The 19,587-nt window shown below is 47.0% G+C and carries 23 protein-coding genes; 8 read left to right on the top strand and 15 right to left on the bottom strand.

The window, feature by feature from the left end; all coding sequences use genetic code 11:
• Positions 1-7: 7 nt before the first annotated feature.
• Positions 8-1,126 (bottom strand): M20/M25/M40 family metallo-hydrolase, encoded by a 1,119-nt coding sequence (locus IEX81_RS04190; protein ID WP_188801823.1) that lies wholly within the window; start codon positions 1,124-1,126, stop codon positions 8-10.
• 184 nt (positions 1,127-1,310) lie between these two features.
• Here IEX81_RS04190 and prli42 point away from each other — a divergent pair, with 184 nt between their 5' ends.
• Positions 1,311-1,406, top strand: a complete 96-nt coding sequence (gene prli42, locus IEX81_RS04185) for a stressosome-associated protein Prli42 (protein WP_188801822.1) — start codon at positions 1,311-1,313, stop codon at positions 1,404-1,406.
• Positions 1,407-1,431: 25 nt separating this feature from the next.
• On the opposite strand, the gene IEX81_RS04180 is transcribed toward prli42, so the two are convergent.
• The gene (locus IEX81_RS04180; protein ID WP_188801821.1) at positions 1,432-2,190 is read right to left on the bottom strand and encodes a sulfite exporter TauE/SafE family protein; all 759 of its coding nucleotides are present in this window, start codon (positions 2,188-2,190) and stop codon (positions 1,432-1,434) included.
• A gap of 464 nt (positions 2,191-2,654) precedes the next feature.
• On the opposite strand from IEX81_RS04180, the gene IEX81_RS04175 reads away from it, so the two are divergent.
• Positions 2,655-3,413, top strand: a complete 759-nt coding sequence (locus tag IEX81_RS04175) for a phosphatase PAP2 family protein (protein WP_188801820.1) — start codon at positions 2,655-2,657, stop codon at positions 3,411-3,413.
• A gap of 161 nt (positions 3,414-3,574) precedes the next feature.
• Here the strand turns inward: IEX81_RS04175 and IEX81_RS04170 are convergent, their stop codons facing one another.
• A complete protein-coding gene (locus IEX81_RS04170) occupies positions 3,575-4,525 on the bottom strand; it encodes a DMT family transporter (RefSeq protein ID WP_188801819.1) in 951 nt (316 codons plus the stop codon).
• A gap of 134 nt (positions 4,526-4,659) precedes the next feature.
• Between IEX81_RS04170 and IEX81_RS04165 the strand changes: the two genes are divergently transcribed.
• The gene (locus tag IEX81_RS04165) at positions 4,660-5,547 is read left to right on the top strand and encodes a LysR family transcriptional regulator (protein ID WP_188801818.1); all 888 of its coding nucleotides are present in this window, start codon (positions 4,660-4,662) and stop codon (positions 5,545-5,547) included.
• A 96-nt stretch (positions 5,548-5,643) separates the two neighbouring features.
• On the opposite strand, the gene IEX81_RS04160 is transcribed toward IEX81_RS04165, so the two are convergent.
• Genes IEX81_RS04160 through lpdA form a run of 4 tightly spaced genes read right to left on the bottom strand, consistent with a single transcriptional unit; the run spans position 5,644 to position 10,393 of the window.
• A complete protein-coding gene (locus IEX81_RS04160; RefSeq protein WP_188801817.1) occupies positions 5,644-6,939 on the bottom strand; it encodes a dihydrolipoamide acetyltransferase family protein in 1,296 nt (431 codons plus the stop codon).
• Positions 6,940-6,956: 17 nt separating this feature from the next.
• Positions 6,957-7,940, bottom strand: coding sequence for an alpha-ketoacid dehydrogenase subunit beta (locus IEX81_RS04155; protein WP_188801816.1), 984 nt, complete (start codon positions 7,938-7,940; stop codon positions 6,957-6,959).
• A gap of 12 nt (positions 7,941-7,952) precedes the next feature.
• Positions 7,953-8,978, bottom strand: coding sequence for a thiamine pyrophosphate-dependent dehydrogenase E1 component subunit alpha (locus IEX81_RS04150; protein ID WP_188801815.1), 1,026 nt, complete (start codon positions 8,976-8,978; stop codon positions 7,953-7,955).
• On the bottom strand, positions 8,975-10,393 hold the full coding sequence (gene lpdA / locus IEX81_RS04145) for a dihydrolipoyl dehydrogenase (protein ID WP_188801814.1): 1,419 nt from the start codon (positions 10,391-10,393) through the stop codon (positions 8,975-8,977). Before lpdA ends, IEX81_RS04150 begins: the two co-directional genes overlap by 4 nt.
• A 250-nt stretch (positions 10,394-10,643) precedes the next feature.
• Between lpdA and IEX81_RS04140 the strand changes: the two genes are divergently transcribed.
• The 4 genes from IEX81_RS04140 to IEX81_RS04125 all read left to right on the top strand — a co-directional run bounded on the left by IEX81_RS04140 (position 10,644) and on the right by IEX81_RS04125 (position 12,422).
• A complete protein-coding gene (locus IEX81_RS04140; protein ID WP_188801813.1) occupies positions 10,644-10,844 on the top strand; it encodes a helix-turn-helix transcriptional regulator in 201 nt (66 codons plus the stop codon).
• A gap of 2 nt (positions 10,845-10,846) precedes the next feature.
• Positions 10,847-11,287 (top strand): hypothetical protein, encoded by a 441-nt coding sequence (locus IEX81_RS04135; RefSeq protein ID WP_188801812.1) that lies wholly within the window; start codon positions 10,847-10,849, stop codon positions 11,285-11,287.
• A 139-nt stretch (positions 11,288-11,426) separates the two neighbouring features.
• Positions 11,427-11,765 carry a YrdB family protein gene (locus IEX81_RS04130; RefSeq protein ID WP_188801811.1) on the top strand — a complete coding sequence of 113 codons (339 nt, stop codon included), beginning with the start codon at positions 11,427-11,429 and terminating at the stop codon, positions 11,763-11,765.
• 231 nt (positions 11,766-11,996) lie between these two features.
• Complete coding sequence (locus IEX81_RS04125) at positions 11,997-12,422, top strand: VOC family protein (protein ID WP_188801810.1); 426 nt, start codon at positions 11,997-11,999, stop codon at positions 12,420-12,422.
• Between the two features lie 154 nt (positions 12,423-12,576).
• On the opposite strand, the gene IEX81_RS04120 is transcribed toward IEX81_RS04125, so the two are convergent.
• The 5 genes from IEX81_RS04120 to IEX81_RS04100 all read right to left on the bottom strand — a co-directional run bounded on the left by IEX81_RS04120 (position 12,577) and on the right by IEX81_RS04100 (position 15,683).
• Positions 12,577-12,960, bottom strand: a complete 384-nt coding sequence (locus IEX81_RS04120; protein WP_188801809.1) for a DUF4064 domain-containing protein — start codon at positions 12,958-12,960, stop codon at positions 12,577-12,579.
• A gap of 87 nt (positions 12,961-13,047) precedes the next feature.
• Positions 13,048-13,701, bottom strand: coding sequence for an ABC-2 transporter permease (locus tag IEX81_RS04115; RefSeq protein WP_188801808.1), 654 nt, complete (start codon positions 13,699-13,701; stop codon positions 13,048-13,050).
• A 54-nt stretch (positions 13,702-13,755) separates the two neighbouring features.
• On the bottom strand, positions 13,756-14,397 hold the full coding sequence (locus IEX81_RS04110) for an ABC-2 transporter permease (protein ID WP_188801807.1): 642 nt from the start codon (positions 14,395-14,397) through the stop codon (positions 13,756-13,758).
• A 42-nt stretch (positions 14,398-14,439) separates the two neighbouring features.
• Entirely contained in the window at positions 14,440-15,306 is an 867-nt protein-coding gene (locus IEX81_RS04105; RefSeq protein WP_188801806.1) for an ABC transporter ATP-binding protein, read from the bottom strand.
• 2 nt (positions 15,307-15,308) lie between these two features.
• Positions 15,309-15,683 carry a GntR family transcriptional regulator gene (locus IEX81_RS04100; protein WP_188801805.1) on the bottom strand — a complete coding sequence of 125 codons (375 nt, stop codon included), beginning with the start codon at positions 15,681-15,683 and terminating at the stop codon, positions 15,309-15,311.
• Between the two features lie 165 nt (positions 15,684-15,848).
• On the opposite strand from IEX81_RS04100, the gene IEX81_RS04095 reads away from it, so the two are divergent.
• Positions 15,849-17,000, top strand: a complete 1,152-nt coding sequence (locus tag IEX81_RS04095) for a mechanosensitive ion channel family protein (protein WP_188801804.1) — start codon at positions 15,849-15,851, stop codon at positions 16,998-17,000.
• Between the two features lie 153 nt (positions 17,001-17,153).
• On the opposite strand, the gene IEX81_RS04090 is transcribed toward IEX81_RS04095, so the two are convergent.
• The 3 genes from IEX81_RS04090 to IEX81_RS04080 all read right to left on the bottom strand — a co-directional run.
• The gene (locus IEX81_RS04090) at positions 17,154-17,552 is read right to left on the bottom strand and encodes a hypothetical protein (RefSeq protein ID WP_188801803.1); all 399 of its coding nucleotides are present in this window, start codon (positions 17,550-17,552) and stop codon (positions 17,154-17,156) included.
• A 303-nt stretch (positions 17,553-17,855) separates the two neighbouring features.
• Entirely contained in the window at positions 17,856-18,167 is a 312-nt protein-coding gene (locus IEX81_RS04085; RefSeq protein WP_188801802.1) for a hypothetical protein, read from the bottom strand.
• A 176-nt stretch (positions 18,168-18,343) separates the two neighbouring features.
• On the bottom strand, positions 18,344-19,587 hold a 1,244-nt coding region (locus tag IEX81_RS04080), incomplete at its 5' end, for an ABC transporter ATP-binding protein (protein ID WP_188801801.1).

Below are 19,587 nucleotides of genomic sequence, written 5' to 3'. Positions count from 1 at the left end.
GATTAAATTATCGGCCGGTCACTTGATGAATGAGTGAAAGGACCAGCTCGCTGGTTTTCTCAAGTTCTGCGATCGACATCCTTTCCCGAGTCGTGTGAATTTTTTCATAACCGACGCCCAGATTAATGGTCGGAATGCCCTTTCCGCAAATCACATTCGCATCGCTCCCGCCTCCGCTGCTCAACAGATGCGGCGTCCGGCCGATTGCTTCGACCGCTCTTGCGGCGATTTGAACAATCGCATCATTTCCGCTGAAACGATACCCCGGGTACATAAAATCCGTCTGCACAACGGCTTTTCCACTCATTTCCTCCGCAGTCTTTACAAAGGCGTCGGTCATCCTCCTCACCTGCGTTTCCATTTTGGCTTGGACCTGGGAACGCGCCTCCCCGAGCACACGAACGTAGTCACAGACAATGTTGGTCGCTTTTCCTCCCTCAAAACGACCGATATTTGCGGTGGTTTCTTTATCGATCCGGCCAAGAGGCATTCTCGCAATGGCTTTTGCGGCCATTGTGATTGCGGAAATTCCTTTTTCTGGAGCGATACCCGCATGGGATGTTTTCCCGAAAAGATCGACCGTGAGTTTCGTCTGATAGGGGGCTGCGATAATAATATCGCCGACAGGCCCGTCGCTGTCGAGCGCAAATCCGTATTCAGCTTTCACAAGAGATGTGTTCAGAGCCTTGGCTCCGAGCAGTCCTGACTCCTCGCCAACGGTCACTACGACCTGCACATCGGGATGAGAAAGCCGTTCTTCCTGAATGACTTTTAGTGCCTCAAGAATGGCGGACAGTCCTGCTTTATCGTCCGAACCAAGAATCGTCGTTCCATCCGAAACGATCCACCCCCCGGCAACGGAAGGGGTGATATTTTTACCCGGAAATACAGTATCCATATGCGAGCCGAAATAAATCGGTGTTCCTGCGGCATTTCCCGGAAGCGTACAAATCAAATTGTTCGCCGCGTGTCCGGTTATCGCCTTTGCATCATCTTCCTCAATTTTTAAGCCAAGCGCGGCAAATTTCCGCTTCAGAACCTCAGAAATTTTCTTTTCTTCTCCGGTTTCCGAATCTACTTTCACCAGTTCAAGAAATTCATTGACAAGACGTTCTCTATTGACCATCACCATCACCCGTTTCTATTCATCATCCGGCTGCACGTGCCCTAATCCTTCATTTATTTTATCATACTGCCCCATGAAAAATCAGTCCAATCGTTGTCAACAGGTCGCCGGGCCGTCTATAATGGGTAAGTAATCCATGTTTCTCAGATCGTCGGTTTCTATAAAGTAAAAGGAAGTTACGGACATGCCAAACAAACTCTTTAAATTTGTCATTTACATCATGATCGGTGCGCTGATTTTATCCACTGTCTCGGCCCTGATTTTTGCGATTATCGGCTGATGGAGGAGCGTCGTCCGTTCTTAGGTCAGATAACGAGCAGCAAGGCTCCGAGAACCGGAACGAGGATCATCGCCGTCTTGAGGGCAGTCGGAGGAAGCCTTTTTGTAAATTTGGCTCCGATATAAGCACCGCTCATTGTTCCAGCAACAACTTCAAGAAGCAGGGCCAGATCGAGGTATCCCAGCCGCAAATCATTGATCCCGGCAGACAGTGCAATGGGGGTAATCACAAGCATCGTTGTCCCTGCGGCGCGTCTGACAGAAAAGTTCAGCAAAAACATCATGCCGAGCTGAATAAACGGAGTGGATCCGATGCCAAACAACCCGGAAAGGATACCGCTGGAAATGCCGACAATCGCAGCGTACAGCCAAAAGTGAAACCCGGCAGGCAATATGTCCTGCCGTTGATTCTCCTTTATTCCGCTGTTCACCATCATTCTCAGCCAGATCAGCAGCGCGGATAGGAACAGTATGCCTGCGGTCATCCATTTCAATTCACCCGCGGGGATCATTGCCGACCAGGTTGAACTAAACCACGCTCCGGCCGCACCGAAAAGCCCGACCGGAATCCCGGCATTTAACAGCATATTCCCTTCTTTGTAATGACTGATCGATCCGGAAACCGACGTAAAAATCATTGCGGCAAGCGCTGTTCCGAGCGACGTATGGATGGAAAAGCCGAAAACAGTCGTCAAAATCGAAATAATGAAACCGGATCCCCCTGCTCCCACAAAACCAAGCAGAAGTCCGACCATAAACATGATCATAATAATTCCGACAATCATCAGTCTTTAAACGCTCCTTTTCCGGACGGCACCCCGCGCTCCGCCATGAGCACCTTTTGCAAACAGACAGTTTAATCATAGTACAGCTGTGATGGACTGTCGACAGCGAACATCACATGTTTTAAAAGCCGTGTGTCCCTCGCGTCATAAGTCTGACGAAAGTTACATATAATCGTTCTCATCGTCTTCTCACTAACTTCTCATCCGCAAATCATTACACAACGTTTCGTTGCTTGTAGAATGAAGAAAACGGTATTCATATGCCATTTTTCTGAGTCCGCATTCCCGCCGATGATGAATGGTCGTCAGGACTATTTGCTGAAATTTTTTTTCAGAAGAAAGAAACCGATTTTCAGACGTGTCAGCGAAAACTTTGTCGGTAGAAAAAAGACGATAGCGCTCTGAATGTTTCAGAGCGTCACAAGACCGGACAAAATGTGCGGCCATTTAAGGAAGTGCAGAGTATGAAAACTGTCAGTCAAACGAAGGTAAATTTATTATTTTTTATCGGAAGCGTCGCTTTGCTATTATTTACTCTCGAAAGCGTCACAATTGCTCAGAACATCCAAAGAATCGGCTACTTTGATCTTTATCTGATCTATCTTATCCAAGGTCACATCACTTCCCTGAACACAAGTTTCATGATCGCTGTGACACAGCTCGCCAGTCCCGTGATCATGATATTTCTGACATTTCTCGTCATCATTCTGCTTCTGATCAGGCGCTGTCTCGTCACAGCTTTTTGGATCAGCGCAACGCTTGTTATCAGCGCCGCCATAGTCAACCCGCTATTAAAACAGCTGATCGGGCGCCCCCGTCCCACTATTGACCGTTTAATCCATGTATCCGGCTACAGTTTCCCGAGCGGCCACTCGATCGCTGCTACGGTATTCTACGGAATGATCGCGACGATGTCTTTCATCTATCTGCGAAAAATCTATCAGAAAGTACTAATCGGACTAGCGGCAACAAGTATCATCTTTTTGATCATGTATTCAAGAGTCTATCTTGGCGTTCATTATCCGACGGATGTTGTCGGCGGTTTTTTGCTCGGAACCGCCACAGTCTGCTTTTCAACCGGCTTCTTTGTTCTTTACGGGCCGATTCTCCATCAACTTCTTAACTCAAAAGGGTGGCCCGACCGAAGCCTGAGACGAAACGAAGATCAAAATAATCTGGATATATTAGAAAATTTGGCAAAGTCAAGCCATGGCGCAGGCTGAGCCTTAGTTGCGGGGGCCAGGACGGCCTAATGCCGAACATGCCGCAGGACGTGGCGATCTGTTCGGTCGCTTACACATAATCCTTAAAATTTTTGTACTTTCCTATAGTGTAAAATCAATCTATTCATCGACCATTTTTGTTTCGGCCCTATCCTATCGCGTCAGTGATCATGATGGACAAGGGTTTTTTGAAAAAGATTCAGGCGGCAAGCAACAGCCATTATTTTCAATAGTTTAAGCCGCACCGAAACTGACGGGCGGCGCTTTTTGATGTTCATTTCTGATATCACAACGCTTAACAGGACGAGACACGCTCCGATATAGCCTCTGGCCGAAAGATTTTCACCAGCAAATAGATAGGCGAAAAACGCAGCAAAAACGGGTTCCAGCGTAAAAATAAGTCCGGCATGAACTGATGTTGTAAATTTCTGGGCGACCATTTGAAAGATATAACCAACCGCGCTGCATAAAATACCAAGTCCAAGAACAGAGATCCATGCTTCCGGCGTCTGCGGCAGCTTTGGTGTTTCTAAGAAAATACTGAGGATCCCGGCGAACAGGCCGGTAAAACCCAATTGCCAGACCCCCAGAGCAATTGAATCAACGCACTTCGTGAAACGGTCGGCGGATAGAATATAAACAGCGTTGAAAAGCGCTCCAAGAATACAATAGACATCCCCCTCACTGACACCGAAATGACGGTTCAAAGTCAGAAGGCCGATCCCCAGGAGTGCGATACCTATGCCAAGCCAGAACTTTATCTTCAATCTTTGATGAAGGAAGACAGAGGATAAGATCGGAACAAAAATGACGGTCAGGCTGACGAGAAATCCGGCATGAGATGTCGACGTGGATCTTAAACCGAACATAATAAAAGTAAAAACAAGAAGCAGATTGATTCCCAGCAAAAAACTGCGGAAAAGTGTTCCGGCATCAGCTCTAAGAAGACGATGATAAAAGAGCAGGCCGGTCAGGGCAAAAGCGATCATAAACCGTAAAGCGATTAAGTTAAATGTCCCCATTGATGAAAGTCCCGTTTTCATGAATAAATAGGATGAACCCCAAAAGACCGTGACCATTATAAGTACGGCATCCGCTTTTCTCTGACTCATTCTTTAATCCCCCGTTGATTGTCCCGCATTCTCGAATATCGCTATGATTATTCAGTATATCTTTTCTATTTACATAAATAAAATGAATGTTTATAATCTTTATCATGAATATTTTTCATGATGGGGTGGTTTATTTGAGTCTGGTGAAATACGGCATTTTCATCAAAGCGGCTGAACTGAGCAGTTTCACAAGCGCAGCGGACAGCCTGGGACTGACGCAATCCGCGGTAAGCCATGCAATCACGAGTCTAGAAAATGAGTTCGGGTTTCAACTGTTCAGCAGGACCCGTTCCGGCATCAGCCTGACAAGAGAAGGGGAGATCCTGCTGCCGTCAATACGCAAAGTTCTGCTCGATAATGAAAAAGTCCGCCAAGAAGCCGCCGGAATTCTCGGCATGACGAGAGGAACTATTCGCGTTGGCGTATTTACTAGTGTTTCAAAACATTGGCTTCCGCAAATCATTCAGGAGATGGATCAAAAGTATCCCCATATTCGGATCAGATTATCTGAAGGAAACTACTCTGAAATTGAGCAGGGAATTGTAGACGGTAAACTGGATTGCGGATTTGTGAATGTCTCTCACTCTCCCCTTTTTGAGGTTATTCCTCTGAAAAAAGACCGGATGTTCTGTATCGTTTCTAAGAAAAGCAGCCTGTACAACAAGACGTCCATATCGTTCAGGGAAATCGAAAAAGAACCCTTTATCATGCCCGCTTTCGGCGGCTTCCATGAAGTTAAACGCATTCTTGCGGAAAATCATGTTCAGCCGATGATTCGCTTCGAACTGCTGGAAGAGAATGCCATACTCGCTATGGTTTCGCACCATCTCGGAATCAGCATTCTGCCTGAGATGGTGCTTCCTTCTTCTCTGTCGCCGTTAAAAGCGGTTCCTCTCGAAAAAGATAGCTACCGGACCATCGGGCTGGCCAACCGGTTTTCCCCCTCTCCTGCAGCAAAAAAATTTGCCGAAATAACAAAACAGCTGCTCATTGATCAGGCTTCATTCCCTTTTCAGGACTGATTTGTAAGAAATGCAGATATTCATAACGCCGGGTGGTCAGCCCGGCGTTTTCATACAGTTTATTCTTTTGTTTTCTTAAGTCCGTAAAGAAAAGTTTTAATAAATCGGAGTGTTTTCTGCGGAAATGTTTTCAAGCAGCTCTTTAATCCGGGCAAGAAAATGCCCGGTAATCAGTCCGTCAAGCACGCGGTGATCGATCGATATACAGAGATTGACCATATCCCGGATCGCGATCATATTGTTGACGACAACAGGCCGCTTCACAATCGACTCAATTGACAGAATGGCTGCCTGCGGGTAGTTGATGATCGGCTGCGACTGTATGGAACCAAACGAACCGGTATTGTTGACGGTAAACGTTCCGCCCCGCATATCGTCGGGTGACAGCCGGTTATTGCGCACTTTCGACGCCAGATCATCGACAGCAATCGCCAAACCCTTGATGCTCTTTTCATCGGCGTTTCTGATGACCGGAACGTAAAGCGCATCCTCCGCCGCGACGGCAAGCGAAATGCTGACAGCTTTTTTCTCAATAATTTTATCTCCTGCCCAAGTGCTGTTCATCCGTGGATATTCCTTCAGAGCCGCCACAATCGCCTTAATAAAGAAAGGCAGGTAGGTCAGTTTATGTCCTTCCTTTTTCAGAAATGTATTCTTGATCTGATTTCTATAGTTGACCAGGTTTGTCACATCGACCTCAATCATCGTCCATGCGTGAGGAATTTCGTGCTTGCTGCGTACCATGTTATTGGCGATCGCCCGGCGTACACCGGTCAGCGGTACATCGACATCGCCAGCCTCATTCTGAGCACGCTGAACAGGTATTTGAATCGGTGCCGCCTGACGCGCAGCTTCCGAGAAAGAGGCAGCCCCTGTCTGCTCTGTTCGGGTCAGATCATCTCTTTTTTCCGATACTTTTCCGCTGATTGTCTCTGAACCTGCCGCGATAAACTTTTCAACATCTTTGCGGGTAATCCGGCCGCTTCTTCCCGAGCCGGTCAGTTTCTCCAAATCAACATGATTCTCCTGCGCCAACCGATGAACAGCCGGGGAGTAGCGTTTTTTCATCGATGTGTCATTCGCTTCAGGCTCTGAAACCGGTACGGCTGGACTCCGCCGTTCTTGAGATGAAACGCCTTCATGCTCTGCGCTTTCGACCTCAATGGAACAGATCGGCTGACCGACAGGAAGCGTTTCACCCTCTTCGGCAAGCAATTCAGTTATTTTTCCTGAAAAACTTGACGGAACTTCGGCGTTCACTTTGTCCGTCGTGACCTCGGCAATCGGATCATATTTATTAACGCTATCGCCAACGGATACAAGCCACTGACTGATCGTCCCTTCAGTGACACTTTCTCCTAATTGCGGCATCGCCATTTTTTCTATGCTCATTTATTCCGCCTCTTCCCTTAAAATTCCGCCAGATCACGGATTGCCTGTTCCAATTTTTCTGGATTAAGCAAAAAAGTTTTTTCTAATGGAGCCGCAAAGGGCATAGCCGGGGCGTCCGGTGCCGCCAGTCTTTTGACGGGCGCATCCAGATCAAACAGGCAGTTTTCAGCAATGATTGCCGCAACCTCGCTGATCACGCTGCCTTCTTTCGTGTCTTCGGTCACGAGCAGGACTTTTCCGGTCTTTTGCGCTGCTGCGATAATCGCCTCTTTGTCAAGCGGATAGACTGTGCGCAGATCAAGAATTTGGGTGGAGATCCCTTCCCCGGCAAGTTTTTCTGCAGCCTGAAGGGCAAAATGAACGGCAAGCCCGTAGGTGATAACCGTTACGTCGTCTCCGTCCCTTTTGACATCCGCCTTTCCGATCGGCAGCACGTATTCTTCGTCGGGCACTTCGCCCTTGATCAGCCGATAGGCACGCTTATGCTCAAAAAAGATCACCGGATCGTTATCGCGAATCGAGGCTTTCAGCAGCCCTTTGACGTCGTACGGTGTCGACGGCATGACAATTTTGAGTCCGGGCACGTTTGCGAAAATCGCCTCCATTGATTGTGAATGATAGAGACCGCCATGCACGCCTCCGCCATAAGGGGCGCGGATCGTCAGCGGCACCGACCAGTCATTGTTGGAACGATAACGTGTCTTCGCCGCTTCGGAAATAATCTGATTAGTCGCCGGAAGCATAAAGTCGGCAAACTGCATCTCAGCGACCGGACGCAGTCCGTACATAGCCGCGCCGATACCGACGCCGACAATCGCCGATTCGGCAAGGGGCGTGTCAATCACACGTTTTTCTCCGAACTCATCATATAAACCTTTGGTCGCCTGGAAGACACCGCCGCGTTTGCCGACGTCTTCTCCCATGACAAAAACATTTTCGTCGCGTTCCATTTCTTCCTTCAGCGCCTGAGTAACGGCTTCAATATACGAAATCACAGCCATGATCGTTCCCCCTTAATCCTTTTCCTCGTAAACATAGCGAAGAACAGTCATTGGATCGGCAAAAGGCGCTTTTTCGGCGTAGTCCGTCGCTTCGTCGATTTCTTTTCTGATCCGTTCTTCCATTTCTTTTTCTCTTTCTGGTGTTAAAACGCCGAGTTCACGTAAATAGGCAGCGAACGTCAGCACGCCGTCGTGCTTCTTCGCTTCTTCTACTTCCGCTTTCGTCCGGTAGGTCATGTCGTTGTCATCACTTGTATGCGGTGTCAGACGGTAGCAATTGGCTTCAAGGAGGGAAGGTCCCTCGCCGCGGTGTGCTCTGTCCGCAGCCTCTTTTACAGCCAAGTAGGCGGCCAGCGGATCATTGCCGTCAAACGTCTTTCCGAACATGCCGTAGCCTTTTGCCCGGTCGGATACATAGTCGCAGGAAAGCTGATGTTTCAGCCCAACCGATATTGCATAATGATTATTCTCACACATAAAAATCACGGGCAGTTTGTGTACGCCGGCAAAATTGGCCGCTTCATGAAAATCGCCCTGATTGGCCGACCCTTCGCCGAAAGTCACAAAGCTCACAATATCGTCGCCCTTTAATTTGGCCGCGAGGGCAACGCCGACCGCGTGCGGATTCTGCGTCGTGACAGGAGATGAATGGCTCAGCATCCGGAGCTTTTTGTAACCGAAATGGCCCGGCATCTGCCGTCCGGCGGAATTCGGATCTTCCCCCCTGGCAAAATTATTCAGCATCATTTCGCGGACCGTCATGCCCCAGGCAAGTACAAATCCGTAATCACGATAGTAGGGCGCAACATAATCTTTTTCACGGTTCAAAGCGAAAGCCGCGCCAACCTGCGCCGCCTCCTGGCCCTGACAGGAAACAACAAACGGAATTTTCCCCGCTCTGTTTAAAAGCCAGAGACGTTCGTCAACCCGCCTCGCCGTCAGCATGATATCGTACATTTTCAACACGTCCTGATCCGAAAAGCCCAAAGCATGATGACGATTTTCCATTATTCTCTCCCCCTCGTTTACTTGAATCATATATGAATCGCCTTCCCGTCTACGGCTAGTGCCGTTTCTCCGATAATCTCGGTCAGCGTCGGATGCGGGTGGATCGCTTCCGCGACTTCCCACGGAGTCGCGTCAAGCAGCTTAGCCAGTGCCGCTTCAGCAATCAGATCCGTTGCATGAGGCCCGAAAAGATGCACACCAAGAATATCGTTGCTCGATTTATCGGCAATGATTTTCGCGAAGCCCTCAGAATCACCGTAAACCAGCGACTTGCCGATTGCGCCGAAGGGCACTTTGCCGACCTTTATGACATGTTCCTTTTTTGCTTCCGCTTCCGTCAGGCCGATCGAGGCTGCCTCGGGCCGCGTGTAAATGCAGCGGGGCACCAGCTCCGGATCAAGCGGCTCAACAGGAAGCCCTGCCAGATGCTCCACAGCCCTTATTCCTTCACGCGCCGCTACATGAGCGAGCTGAAGCCCCCCGATCACATCGCCAATCGCATAAATGTGCGATTCTTTCGTCTGACCAAACGCGTTTGTCCGAACAAACCCTTTTTCCATTTCAATCGAGGTGTTCGAAAGTCCGATATCCTCTGTGTTCGGCCGCCTTCCGACCGAAACAAGCAGTTTCTCAGCGGAAAAAGTTTTCCTTTTCCCCGAAAGATCGGCTTCAATGCGCACACCGTCCGATTTCTCCAGTGTATCCGGCAGTACCCGGGCGCCTGTGTAGATTTCAATGCCGCGCTTCTTGAGATTTCTCGTCAGTGCCTGCGAAATCGCACGATCTTCTGTAGGTACGATCCGTTCGCTATATTCAACAATCGTCACCTTTGAACCGAAATCAGCCAGCATCGACGCCCACTCGACACCAATGACACCGCCGCCGACGATTAAGATTGAGTCCGGGCACTCCTTCAGATTCAGCGCCTCATCCGAAGTCAGGACGCGGTCACCGTCAATCGTTAAACCGTCAAGAGAACGCGGCCTCGATCCTGTGGCGATGATCACATTCTTTGAAGTCAGAATATCATTCTCGCGATCACCCTCGTATTCAATCGATACAGAGCCTGGAAGCGGTGAAAAAATTGAGGGACCAAGGAGCCGCCCAAATCCGTGATAGACATCTATTTTTCCTTTTTTCATCAACTGTATGACTCCTTGATGGAGCGTTTCGACAATTTTCTGTTTCCGTTCCTGGATCTTTTCAAAATGAAGCGTTGCCTCAGAGACCCCGATACCGAACGTATCACTCGCTTTCACTGTCGAGAAAACCTCGGCGCTTCTCAGCAGCGTCTTCGTCGGGATACAGCCTTTATGAAGACAAGTCCCGCCTAAAGCCTCTTTTTCAACAATGGCCGTCTTCAGCCCGAGCTGGCTGGCACGGATCGCTGCCACGTACCCGCCCGTGCCACCTCCTAATAGGACCAGGTCATAATTTTTGGCCATAAAAAAGTCACTCCTTCTCCATACTCTAACTACGAAACAGTTATCAAAAAGTTTCATGCGATTCCGGTATTTTAGTCGTATTAAGAAATAACAATGGCTTGAATTGCCAGCTCTTCATTCCTTTTCATATTACTCTTATTTAGGGAATGATACAAATTTAACTTCAGAAAACGTTATGTGAAAACGCAATATATATATTGCATTACGGAATTTATATGTTACAATTCTTGTTGTGAGGTGACTGAACGCATTGATGAACCACGTAAAAATTACCCGTGTCGAAGCCGGCCTGACACAGCAGCAGTTAGCGGAAAAGATCGGGGTGACGCGGCAAACCATCAGCCTGATTGAAAAAGGAAAATATAACCCGACGTTGAAATTGTGCCTGGCCATTTGCTACACGGTCAACAAAACGCTGGATGACGTTTTTTGGATCGAAAAGGAGGAGTAAAGATGAAACGAGTGACAGATGAACGGCTGAAAATAGACATGCTGAAAAACATCCGCATTGTTTTTATCTTTCAAACACTGGGAATTCTGGCTATCTTGATTTATACAGGAATTTCAAAAGGACCGGACGCGGCATTTCACTCCCCACTGTCTCTTGTATTTTATGGGACAGGGGTTATTTTAGGTTTTCAGCAGCTGAGAGTTTCTGCGGATATGGACGAGATGGGCAAGCACAAACTTAAAAAACCGATGCCTTATTATGGACTGGTTTTGATCGCGCTGGCTGTTGGCCTGGGTGCTGGTTTGCTGACGTTCCTCACCGACCCGCTGCATAAACTGAACGCATGGATCATAGGCGGCGTCTTTTTCATTTGTTTTCTCGCCGCTTATTCAGTCGGATACTTTATTAAGAAAAAACGTGCCGAAGATGATGAAGATGAATGAGTGCGGCGTTTATCCGGTCTTCAGTTCCCTCCGCTGCCGTTTGCGGCGATGACGGCGCCACGGAGGCGGCCATGACCGCCTCCTGACAGCTTACAGATGATCTTAATTATCATAAAATTGACTGAAGGAGCTGAATCAAGTGGGGATTCTCGAAATATTCATTCTGGGACTTGTTTTCCTGTCCGAATTAGCGATGCTCGCTGCATTCGGTTACTGGGGATTCAAAATGCCGGGTGGAATTTTTCTCAAATGGTTATTCGGCATCGGTGCACCGCTGGTTATTGCCGTGATATGGGGCCTGTTTATCGCCCCAAAGGCGCGCTTTCCTGTCGCTCTCCCGATCCGCGTCCTTCTGAAAGTGCTCGTCTTCACGCTTGGCGCATGGGCACTGCAGGTCGCAGGGCAAGGACAGCTCGCTCTTTATTTTCTGGGCGTTTCATTATTGCTCGTTGCCTTAACGGACGTTTTTAAAATATAGTTTGAATAGACCATCCAAAAATCGGCTATTCTATTACTCCTATACTCAACGTGATGAATCTATCAACTTGTTTCACAAATTCCCGTTTCAGGCATTCGCTTACATTAAAGGTTCTGTAAATGTGTCAAAAATCGTAACAATGCGGTTGCAAACATATGTTCTTTCCTGTATAATCGTTTTATGGAATAAGATATATGAAAAATGAGCAGGATAAAAAGGAGCTGATTGATCATGCCTTTGCAATTAAGCCCATATTTAATGATGAACGGAAACGCCGAGGAAGCCATTCAGTTTTATGAAAAAGCGCTGGATGCCAAAGTCGCCTTCAAACAGACTTTCGGAGAAATGCCAGAAGATCCGAATTTCCCCCTTCCAGAAGAAGCAAAGGGGCTCGTTTCACATGCCTTGGTAAAAATCGGCGATTCCGATCTGATGTTCTCCGACAATTTTCCTGGCCAGTCCAGCAAGTCGGGCAATCAGGTAACCATCTGTATCACTGTCGACGACAAGGAACAGTCAGACCGGATTTTTGAAGCTCTGAGCAAAGGCGGTTCTGTCAAAATGCCGCTGCAGGAAACGTTCTTCAGCCCGGCTTACGGCATCGTAACGGATCAGTTCGGCGTTACCTTCCAAATCTTCACGCAAGGTAAAATGTGAGAAGAAGACTTCAATTTATCGTGTAACTTACAGAAAAACGGCTCCGTCACCCATGAGTGACAGAACCGTTTTTCTGTTTTTTAAAGATTCGGACGGGCGCTCTATACCCACTATTTTTCAAAGCGATCAAGCACTCCATACTTAAACAGATACATTATTGAGGCATCGGCTTTCTGACTAAAGCCATGATTCCTGCAATGATATAGAGAATGCCCGGAACGATTTCAATTAGACTCGCTGCACCGGATAAGATCAGGAGCCATCCCCCAAGTTTCGGACGGCTGCGTTTCAGAAAAATGAGTGCAATCACCGCCAGAATGATGCTGATGATCGAAAGAATGATGAGAAAGGTTCCCGCAGTATGAAACAGACGAATGACATTATTAATATCCTGTGAACTCAAGTTGTTTCCTGCTGCGCTGAGCTGCTGTTTTAAGACGGACGAGTTCGCCGCAAGGGCGCGGATTCCGTAGAACAGCGCCAAAAGATTAACAACACCTGCGATAATAGATAGGACAAATTCACCGGTTCTTTTCATTAAAAAGGCCTCCTCGAATTAATCGATTCAAAAAATTTTTTGGTTTTTTCGAAAAAAGTCGCTTTTCTGCTTGATATTGTGCCTCGCTTATAGCTCTTTCTTCTCATAGAAATAAGCGGACAATAGGTAAGAAATAAGAACAATAATTACGGTGATGACCGCACAAGAGATAATCGGATCGTTAAACAATCCGGAAAGAATGCCGGATTTGAAATTCAATGACAATAGCCTTCCGAGCCCGAAGGAAAACGCGAAAAAGAGTATTATTCCAAACATCTGAGCAGCTTTATACCCGAATTTATAATAAACAGGGTAGGACACGGATGAAAGAATATAAGTGAAACATAGCGACAAAATGAGTATTTTCAAATCAACAAACGGGCTGAACGATTCATGAAGGACCCGTTTTAAAATACTCACCAGAATGATGGAGGAAATATATGCAAACAGCCACCAGACGCTGATCATGAGATACTTGGCATCGATGACCGAACGTCTTATCAGCGGCAGGCTGAGCACAAGGCTGTTTTGCATTTTGTCGCTTTCTCCCGTGCTGAAATTAGTAAAGATCGCCATGATATAGGCAATAAAAGCAACAGCAAGACTGTACACCAAAGGCATTGGTGAACCCGAATGACCAAGCTCTTTTCCCATTTCCAAAAAATAAAGCAGAAAAAAAACAGGCGCGGCATAAGCCTCCTTTCTTTGCGTGTAAATGTCTTTCATCATTAAACGAAACATGGTATCTGCTCCTTTTGATTGACTTTCGACATATCTATCTGATATTGCGTAAACTTAAAAGTCCTTACTGCTAAAAAATTGAACCGAAAGCTCGTAGGAGATAAAGACGGCAACAAGTGTGATTGCGGCCGCAGGCAAGAGAACGGTTTGTTCAGAAACAGCACTCAGATAAGTATTCAGAAATGTAAAATTTGTCAGTCCACTGAAGAACAGGCCGATTGATATCGCCCCAAACAACTCCGCAGCCGTCTGAGCGACCTTATAGCCCAGTCGGTAATAAACTGGATAATAGACGGACATCAAAAAATACGTCAGGCAAAGGGACAGAATCAATGCGTTGAGATAAAACATTGGCCTTCCGGTCTGAAATGAAGAAAAATCTTTGATCAAAAGCAGCCCTGCACCTGGAATAAAAGCAGCCAAAAACCAGACACCATTCATGAAATATTTGGCGGCAATAACCTCTTTTCTCGTCACCGGCAGGCTCAGCAAGAGACTCTGCTGCGCTCTGTTCCCTTCCCTTCCATTGAAATTGGAATTAACCGCCATGACGAAGGCGATCAGAGCCGTGATCGCACTGAATATGAGAACAGAGGACTCTGTGTTGGAAAAATTCAAGATATAAATGAAAAGGAAGAATACTAGAAACGATTTTTTCCTCTGAATTCGGAAGTCTTTGATCATCAAATGAAACATTGCATGAGCACTCCTTCCTCCGTCGCTCATCCATAAATATGATTAATTTTTCTTACCCGATTTGACCATGTAGTACATGATCTCTTCCAGACTCGGCCGCTCAAGCCGAAGATTCGGTTTACTCGCCAGCAGCCTCGCTTCGCTTCCCTCCATGAATGCTTCGAACCCGAGAGATGTTTCCTTTAAGGCAATCGGCCGGGCTGTTTTGACTTGCGGCTCCGCGCTTTTTGGTCCTTTGACCAGTGAATAGGCTTCCAGCAACTCATCCGTCTCCTCGCTCGCCACAACTTTTCCATCAATAATAAACGTGATGTAATCAGCTACTTTTTCAAGATCCGTTGTAATATGGGTTGAAAAAAAGATCGCTTTGCTTTCATCCTGAATGACATCAAGCAGGACATCGAGCAACTCCTTCCTGAAAACGGGATCAAGCCCGGACGTCGGTTCATCCATGATGATCAGTTCTGCGTGATGGGAGAGCGCCATGGCCAGAGCGAACTTCATTTTTGTCCCCTTGGACAGGGTTTTCATCTTTTTGTTTAACGGTACGGCAAATTCTTTGATATAGCGGTAAAAAACATCATCATCCCACTGTTCATAAAACGGGGCAACAACCCTCTTATTTTTTTCGCCGGTAAGATCGTCGAAAAAAACGTCCTGATCATAGACAAACCCGATTCTTTGCTTTAGCGCCTTCATATTGTTATGGAAACTTTCGCCGAATAATCGGATATCGCCGCTGTCGATATGGACAAGATCCATGATGCAGCGGATCGTCGTGCTCTTCCCTGCACCGTTCGGCCCGATAAAACCCATGATGAAGCCTTTTTTCAGCGAAAAGCTGACATCTTCCAGAGCGAAGCCTTTAAATTTTTTGTTGACGTGATTCAATTCCAGAATATTTTCCATCGTCAGTCCTCCCTGTACCATTGCCGGATCAGCCGGATCAGCTGTTCCAACGTGAACCCGGCCCTTTTGCCGTCTTCAACAATCCGTTCCAGTTGTTTCTTGATCGCCTCCTGGCGCTGTTTTTTCAGCGTTTCTTTATTTTGTAGTGAAACAAAGGATCCTTTTCCGGGTACTGTATCAATGAACCCTTCATTTTCCAGCTCCTCATAGGCCCTCTTCGTCGTGATCACGCTGACTTTCAATTCCTTGGCCAGTCCGCGAATCGAAGGAAGCGGCGATCCTTGTGGCAACCGACCGTCCAGAATTTGCTCCGCGATCTGACTTTTGATTTGCTGATAAATCGGCTGGTCGGACGTGTTTAAAAGAATAATATCCATCAACAACACCCAATTGTTTATACTGTATATATTTAGTATATACAGTATGGATACAGAAGTCAACGGTATGTTTTTAAAATTAAAGAAGTTTTATTCCGTACATGCGCTCAAGGTCATAACATGCTATGATAATGAATAATTACATCTTTTTTGTGGAGTGACATCATGGTGAACAATTTTGATTGGCTGACAAAAATCACATGGACCGACGGTATCGTTGCCGTCGCCATTTTTCTCTTATTTTTTCTGGCAGGAAAACTGTTTTCAAAGTATTTTCTTAAACTAACCTCCAAAATTGCCAAGCTGAACAAAAGCCAGGTCGATGACGCGCTGTTTTCCGCATTTCGCAGGCCTGTCTTGTTCATCCTGCTGATGACCGGTATTTATTTATCGCTTTCCTATCTGCCGTTGCCGTCCGACTGGAAAACAGTTCTTTCACTTTTGTACAAATCGGCTGCCACTTTTTCGATCGGCTGGGGATTCTTTCTTTTTTCCGATGCAATCGGCATATTTTTCAACCGCATGGGCGACCGCTTCGATCTACAGTTCAATAACATTATCATTCCGTTTCTTTCCAAGCTGGCCAGATTTATTGTCATCGTGCTGACATTCGCGCTTATTCTCGAACAATGGAATTATCACGTGACCGGGCTGATCACCGGTCTCGGCATCGGCGGACTCGCTATTGCCATGGCCGCAAAGGACACATTGAGCAATTTGTTCGGCGGTTTTGTGATTATCACCGATACGCCCTTTACGATTGGCGATCTGATCCAGACCGGAACCGTTGAAGGAACCGTTGAAGATATTAATTTTCGTTCGACAAGGATCCGCACACCGGAACAGGCGCTTGTCACCGTACCAAATTCTACGCTGGCCAATCAGCCGATCATCAACCTGTCGAAAATGGAGAAGCGGCGGATTTCACTAAATATTCAGCTTGATCTTGAAACGACGAATGAACAGCTGACGGCCTGTATCGGACGCGTCCGCCGTCTTCTTTCCGGCGATTCACAGATTCTTAGTGACGGGCTGATGGTTTATCTCGACCAGATTACTTCATCCAGCAAGAATTTGATGGTTCAGTTTTTCATTCCGACGACCCAGTATGAAGAATGGCTGAAAATGAAAGAAAAGTACAATCTGGCTATTCTCAGCATACTGGAAAATGAAGGCATTGAGCTGGCAAAGGCTTTCTCGCAAACGATTCCGGAATCTGATCGGAATAAGTCGAAAAAGACACTCGGAATTCCAGTCAAACCGGCTTCCGAAGAAAAAAGTCTGACTGACACGATACAGCTCAGATCCAGAGAATAGGTACTCAGGTAAATAAAAAGCAAAAAAAAACGCATTCCATGCCCCCGCTCCACGCAGACGGATGCGTTATCCTCTTTCAAGTGTTTTTATATAAAATCGTTAATGATCTCCCTAATGCACGGATCGGGCTTGCAAAATTGTATAAATCTTTGTCTACTCAGTACACGGTTTTCTGAGCAGAGCAATGATACCCGCGGCCATTAGAATAAGTCCGGCCGGGAGGCCCGCTGCAAAAAGAACCACACTATTCTCTGCGCCCGCAAGAATCAGCATGATGCCTGTCAGTGTCCCTTTTTTACTGTCCATCATGAAGAGTGCGGCCGCAGCAATGATGAATGAGACAGCGCCCGCAATGAAAGCCTGGGCGCTAAAGGCTGTCAGACTGTTCACCGCGCCGTTAACATTTGCCATGCCGGCTGTTTTTACGATTCCCGCGTTGACTGCAGAATACTTAAGAGCAATTAGCAAGAAAAAGCCGAAAAAAGCTTGAAGAGCAGCAATTACGATACCGATGCCTCCCATAATTTTTTCGGCAAGTCTCCGATCTCTCATGGCTTCCTCCTTTGCCGCAGATCATTCTTATTATAAAGAGCACGGTTGTCTGACAATCTTGCCATCGATTTCCGATCAGAACGAACGAGGCGCCTAGGTGAAAGTTCTTCCGGTACATGGACAATCTTTTTTTGCTTCATTTTATGTCCCTTCGGATGAGAACATGCCTTTAAATTAAGAGAGAATTTGATTACCCTTTACGCTCTGCAGCACCCATCAGGCAATTTTCCTTTATATCAGAAAAGCGGGGCACCGCTGCCTCCGCTTTTCTGATTTCTTCTCTATTAATTTTGGATCGGACGGTCAGTTTTTCCTATATAAACCGGGATTCTCACGCGCGTTTTCCCTTGAGAGATTGATGGAATCCAGGATTTTCCGGTGCAGCCCCTCCGCATCTTCACCTTCAATGACAAGCAGTACTTCCTTCTTTTGGACAGAAGAAAGGAAATGAATCGTCTTCGGCAAATCGTTTATAGAGAAAGTCATTCCATTAACAGAAAAATACGCAGTACTCCGGCTTTTTTTTATCGTTTCATACAAGCGCAAAGCGCGTTTCAGTGTCAGCGCACTGACCGACTTGATCGGAACTTTGATCGATACGATTTGTTTTGCCATAATGAAAAATCACCTCGTACTCAATTTCTCTCCAGGTCTGCCATGCCTATTCTTATTATATGTCATATTCTCGTTAACACGGAAAGTGAAACAGAGTCTGATCGCTGATCATTAAAGGAGCCGCCCAACGCTTTCAGCAATTTCAATTAGGTTTCTCATTGCTGACAAACGGGTAATTACCTCGCCAGCGATTCGTTCAGCCTTCCCTTTCCGTGCTGGAGCTGATACATATTGAAATAGAGCCCTTTTTCTCTCAGCAGCGACTGATGTGTCCCCCGTTCAACGATTTCGCCGTGATGAAGGACAAGGATCTGATCCGCATCCTGAATGGTTGACAGACGGTGAGCGATCGCGATTGTCGTTCTTCCCTCTCTCATTTTTTTCAAAGCAGCCTGGATCGCTTCTTCTGTTTCAGTGTCCACATTGGCCGTCGCCTCATCGAGCACAAGGATTTTCGGATTTAACGCCATTGTCCGCGCAAAGGACAGAAGCTGGCGCTGCCCGCTTGAAAAAGTCGCTCCTCGCTCCCCGACCGGCTCGTGATATTTGCGGGGAAGCTTCTCAATGAACCGATCAGCCTGGACGAATTCAGCCGCCTTTTCCACCTCTTTATCGGTCACCTGATGGTGGCTGAGCCGGATATTGTCGGTCACATCGCCGACAAACAGGAAAGAATCCTGCAGGACAAGTCCCAACTTCCGACGCAGCTCTTCGTCTGAAAAAGCCTTTAGCGGTTCCTCGTCTATGTAGATACCGCCCCGCCCGACCGGATAAAAGCGCATCAGCAGGTTGATGATCGAACTCTTGCCGCTTCCCGTATGCCCAACCAGTGCAACGGTTTCTCCGGGCTCAGCAACAAACGAAATATTTTTGAGGACATCGGTCTTGCCATCATAAGAAAACGTGACATTTCTGAACTCCACACGGCCATTTTTGACAGCAGGGGCTTCCATACCTTGCTGAACCGGCGCTAACCGGTCATCATCAAGCAGACCAAAAACGCGTTCCGCCGAAACCATCGCCTGCTGAAAAAGCGTCAGCTGCTGCATAATCTGGTTGATCGGATCGAAAAAGCGATTCAGATAGTTGACGAATGCGTAAAGGACGCCAATCTGGACAACACCGCCAAAAGATTGAATACCAAAAAAGCTGAGAATCATGATCAGACCAATCAAGTAGACGGAATAAACAGCCGAGCGCAGCATCAGACTGTTCAGGCGTACACTTTTCATCATAGCATTTTTATGTTCATCGTTGATTTTACCAAATTCGCTCCGCAGACGCCTTTCCTGACGCATGGCCTGAATCATCGCCATCCCTTGGAGCGACTCATTCAGCTTCGCATTAAGCTGGATTGAGTCAAGTCTTTGTAGGCAAATTTTTATCTGCCAGCGTGTACCCAATAGTGTAAACGAATTCA

Origin of the sequence: Sporolactobacillus putidus (assembly GCF_014647035.1) — a bacterium.
In the GTDB taxonomy this organism is placed as follows: Bacteria; Bacillota; Bacilli; order Bacillales; family Sporolactobacillaceae; genus Sporolactobacillus; species Sporolactobacillus putidus.
This window is presented reverse-complemented; position numbering and strand designations above follow the sequence as displayed.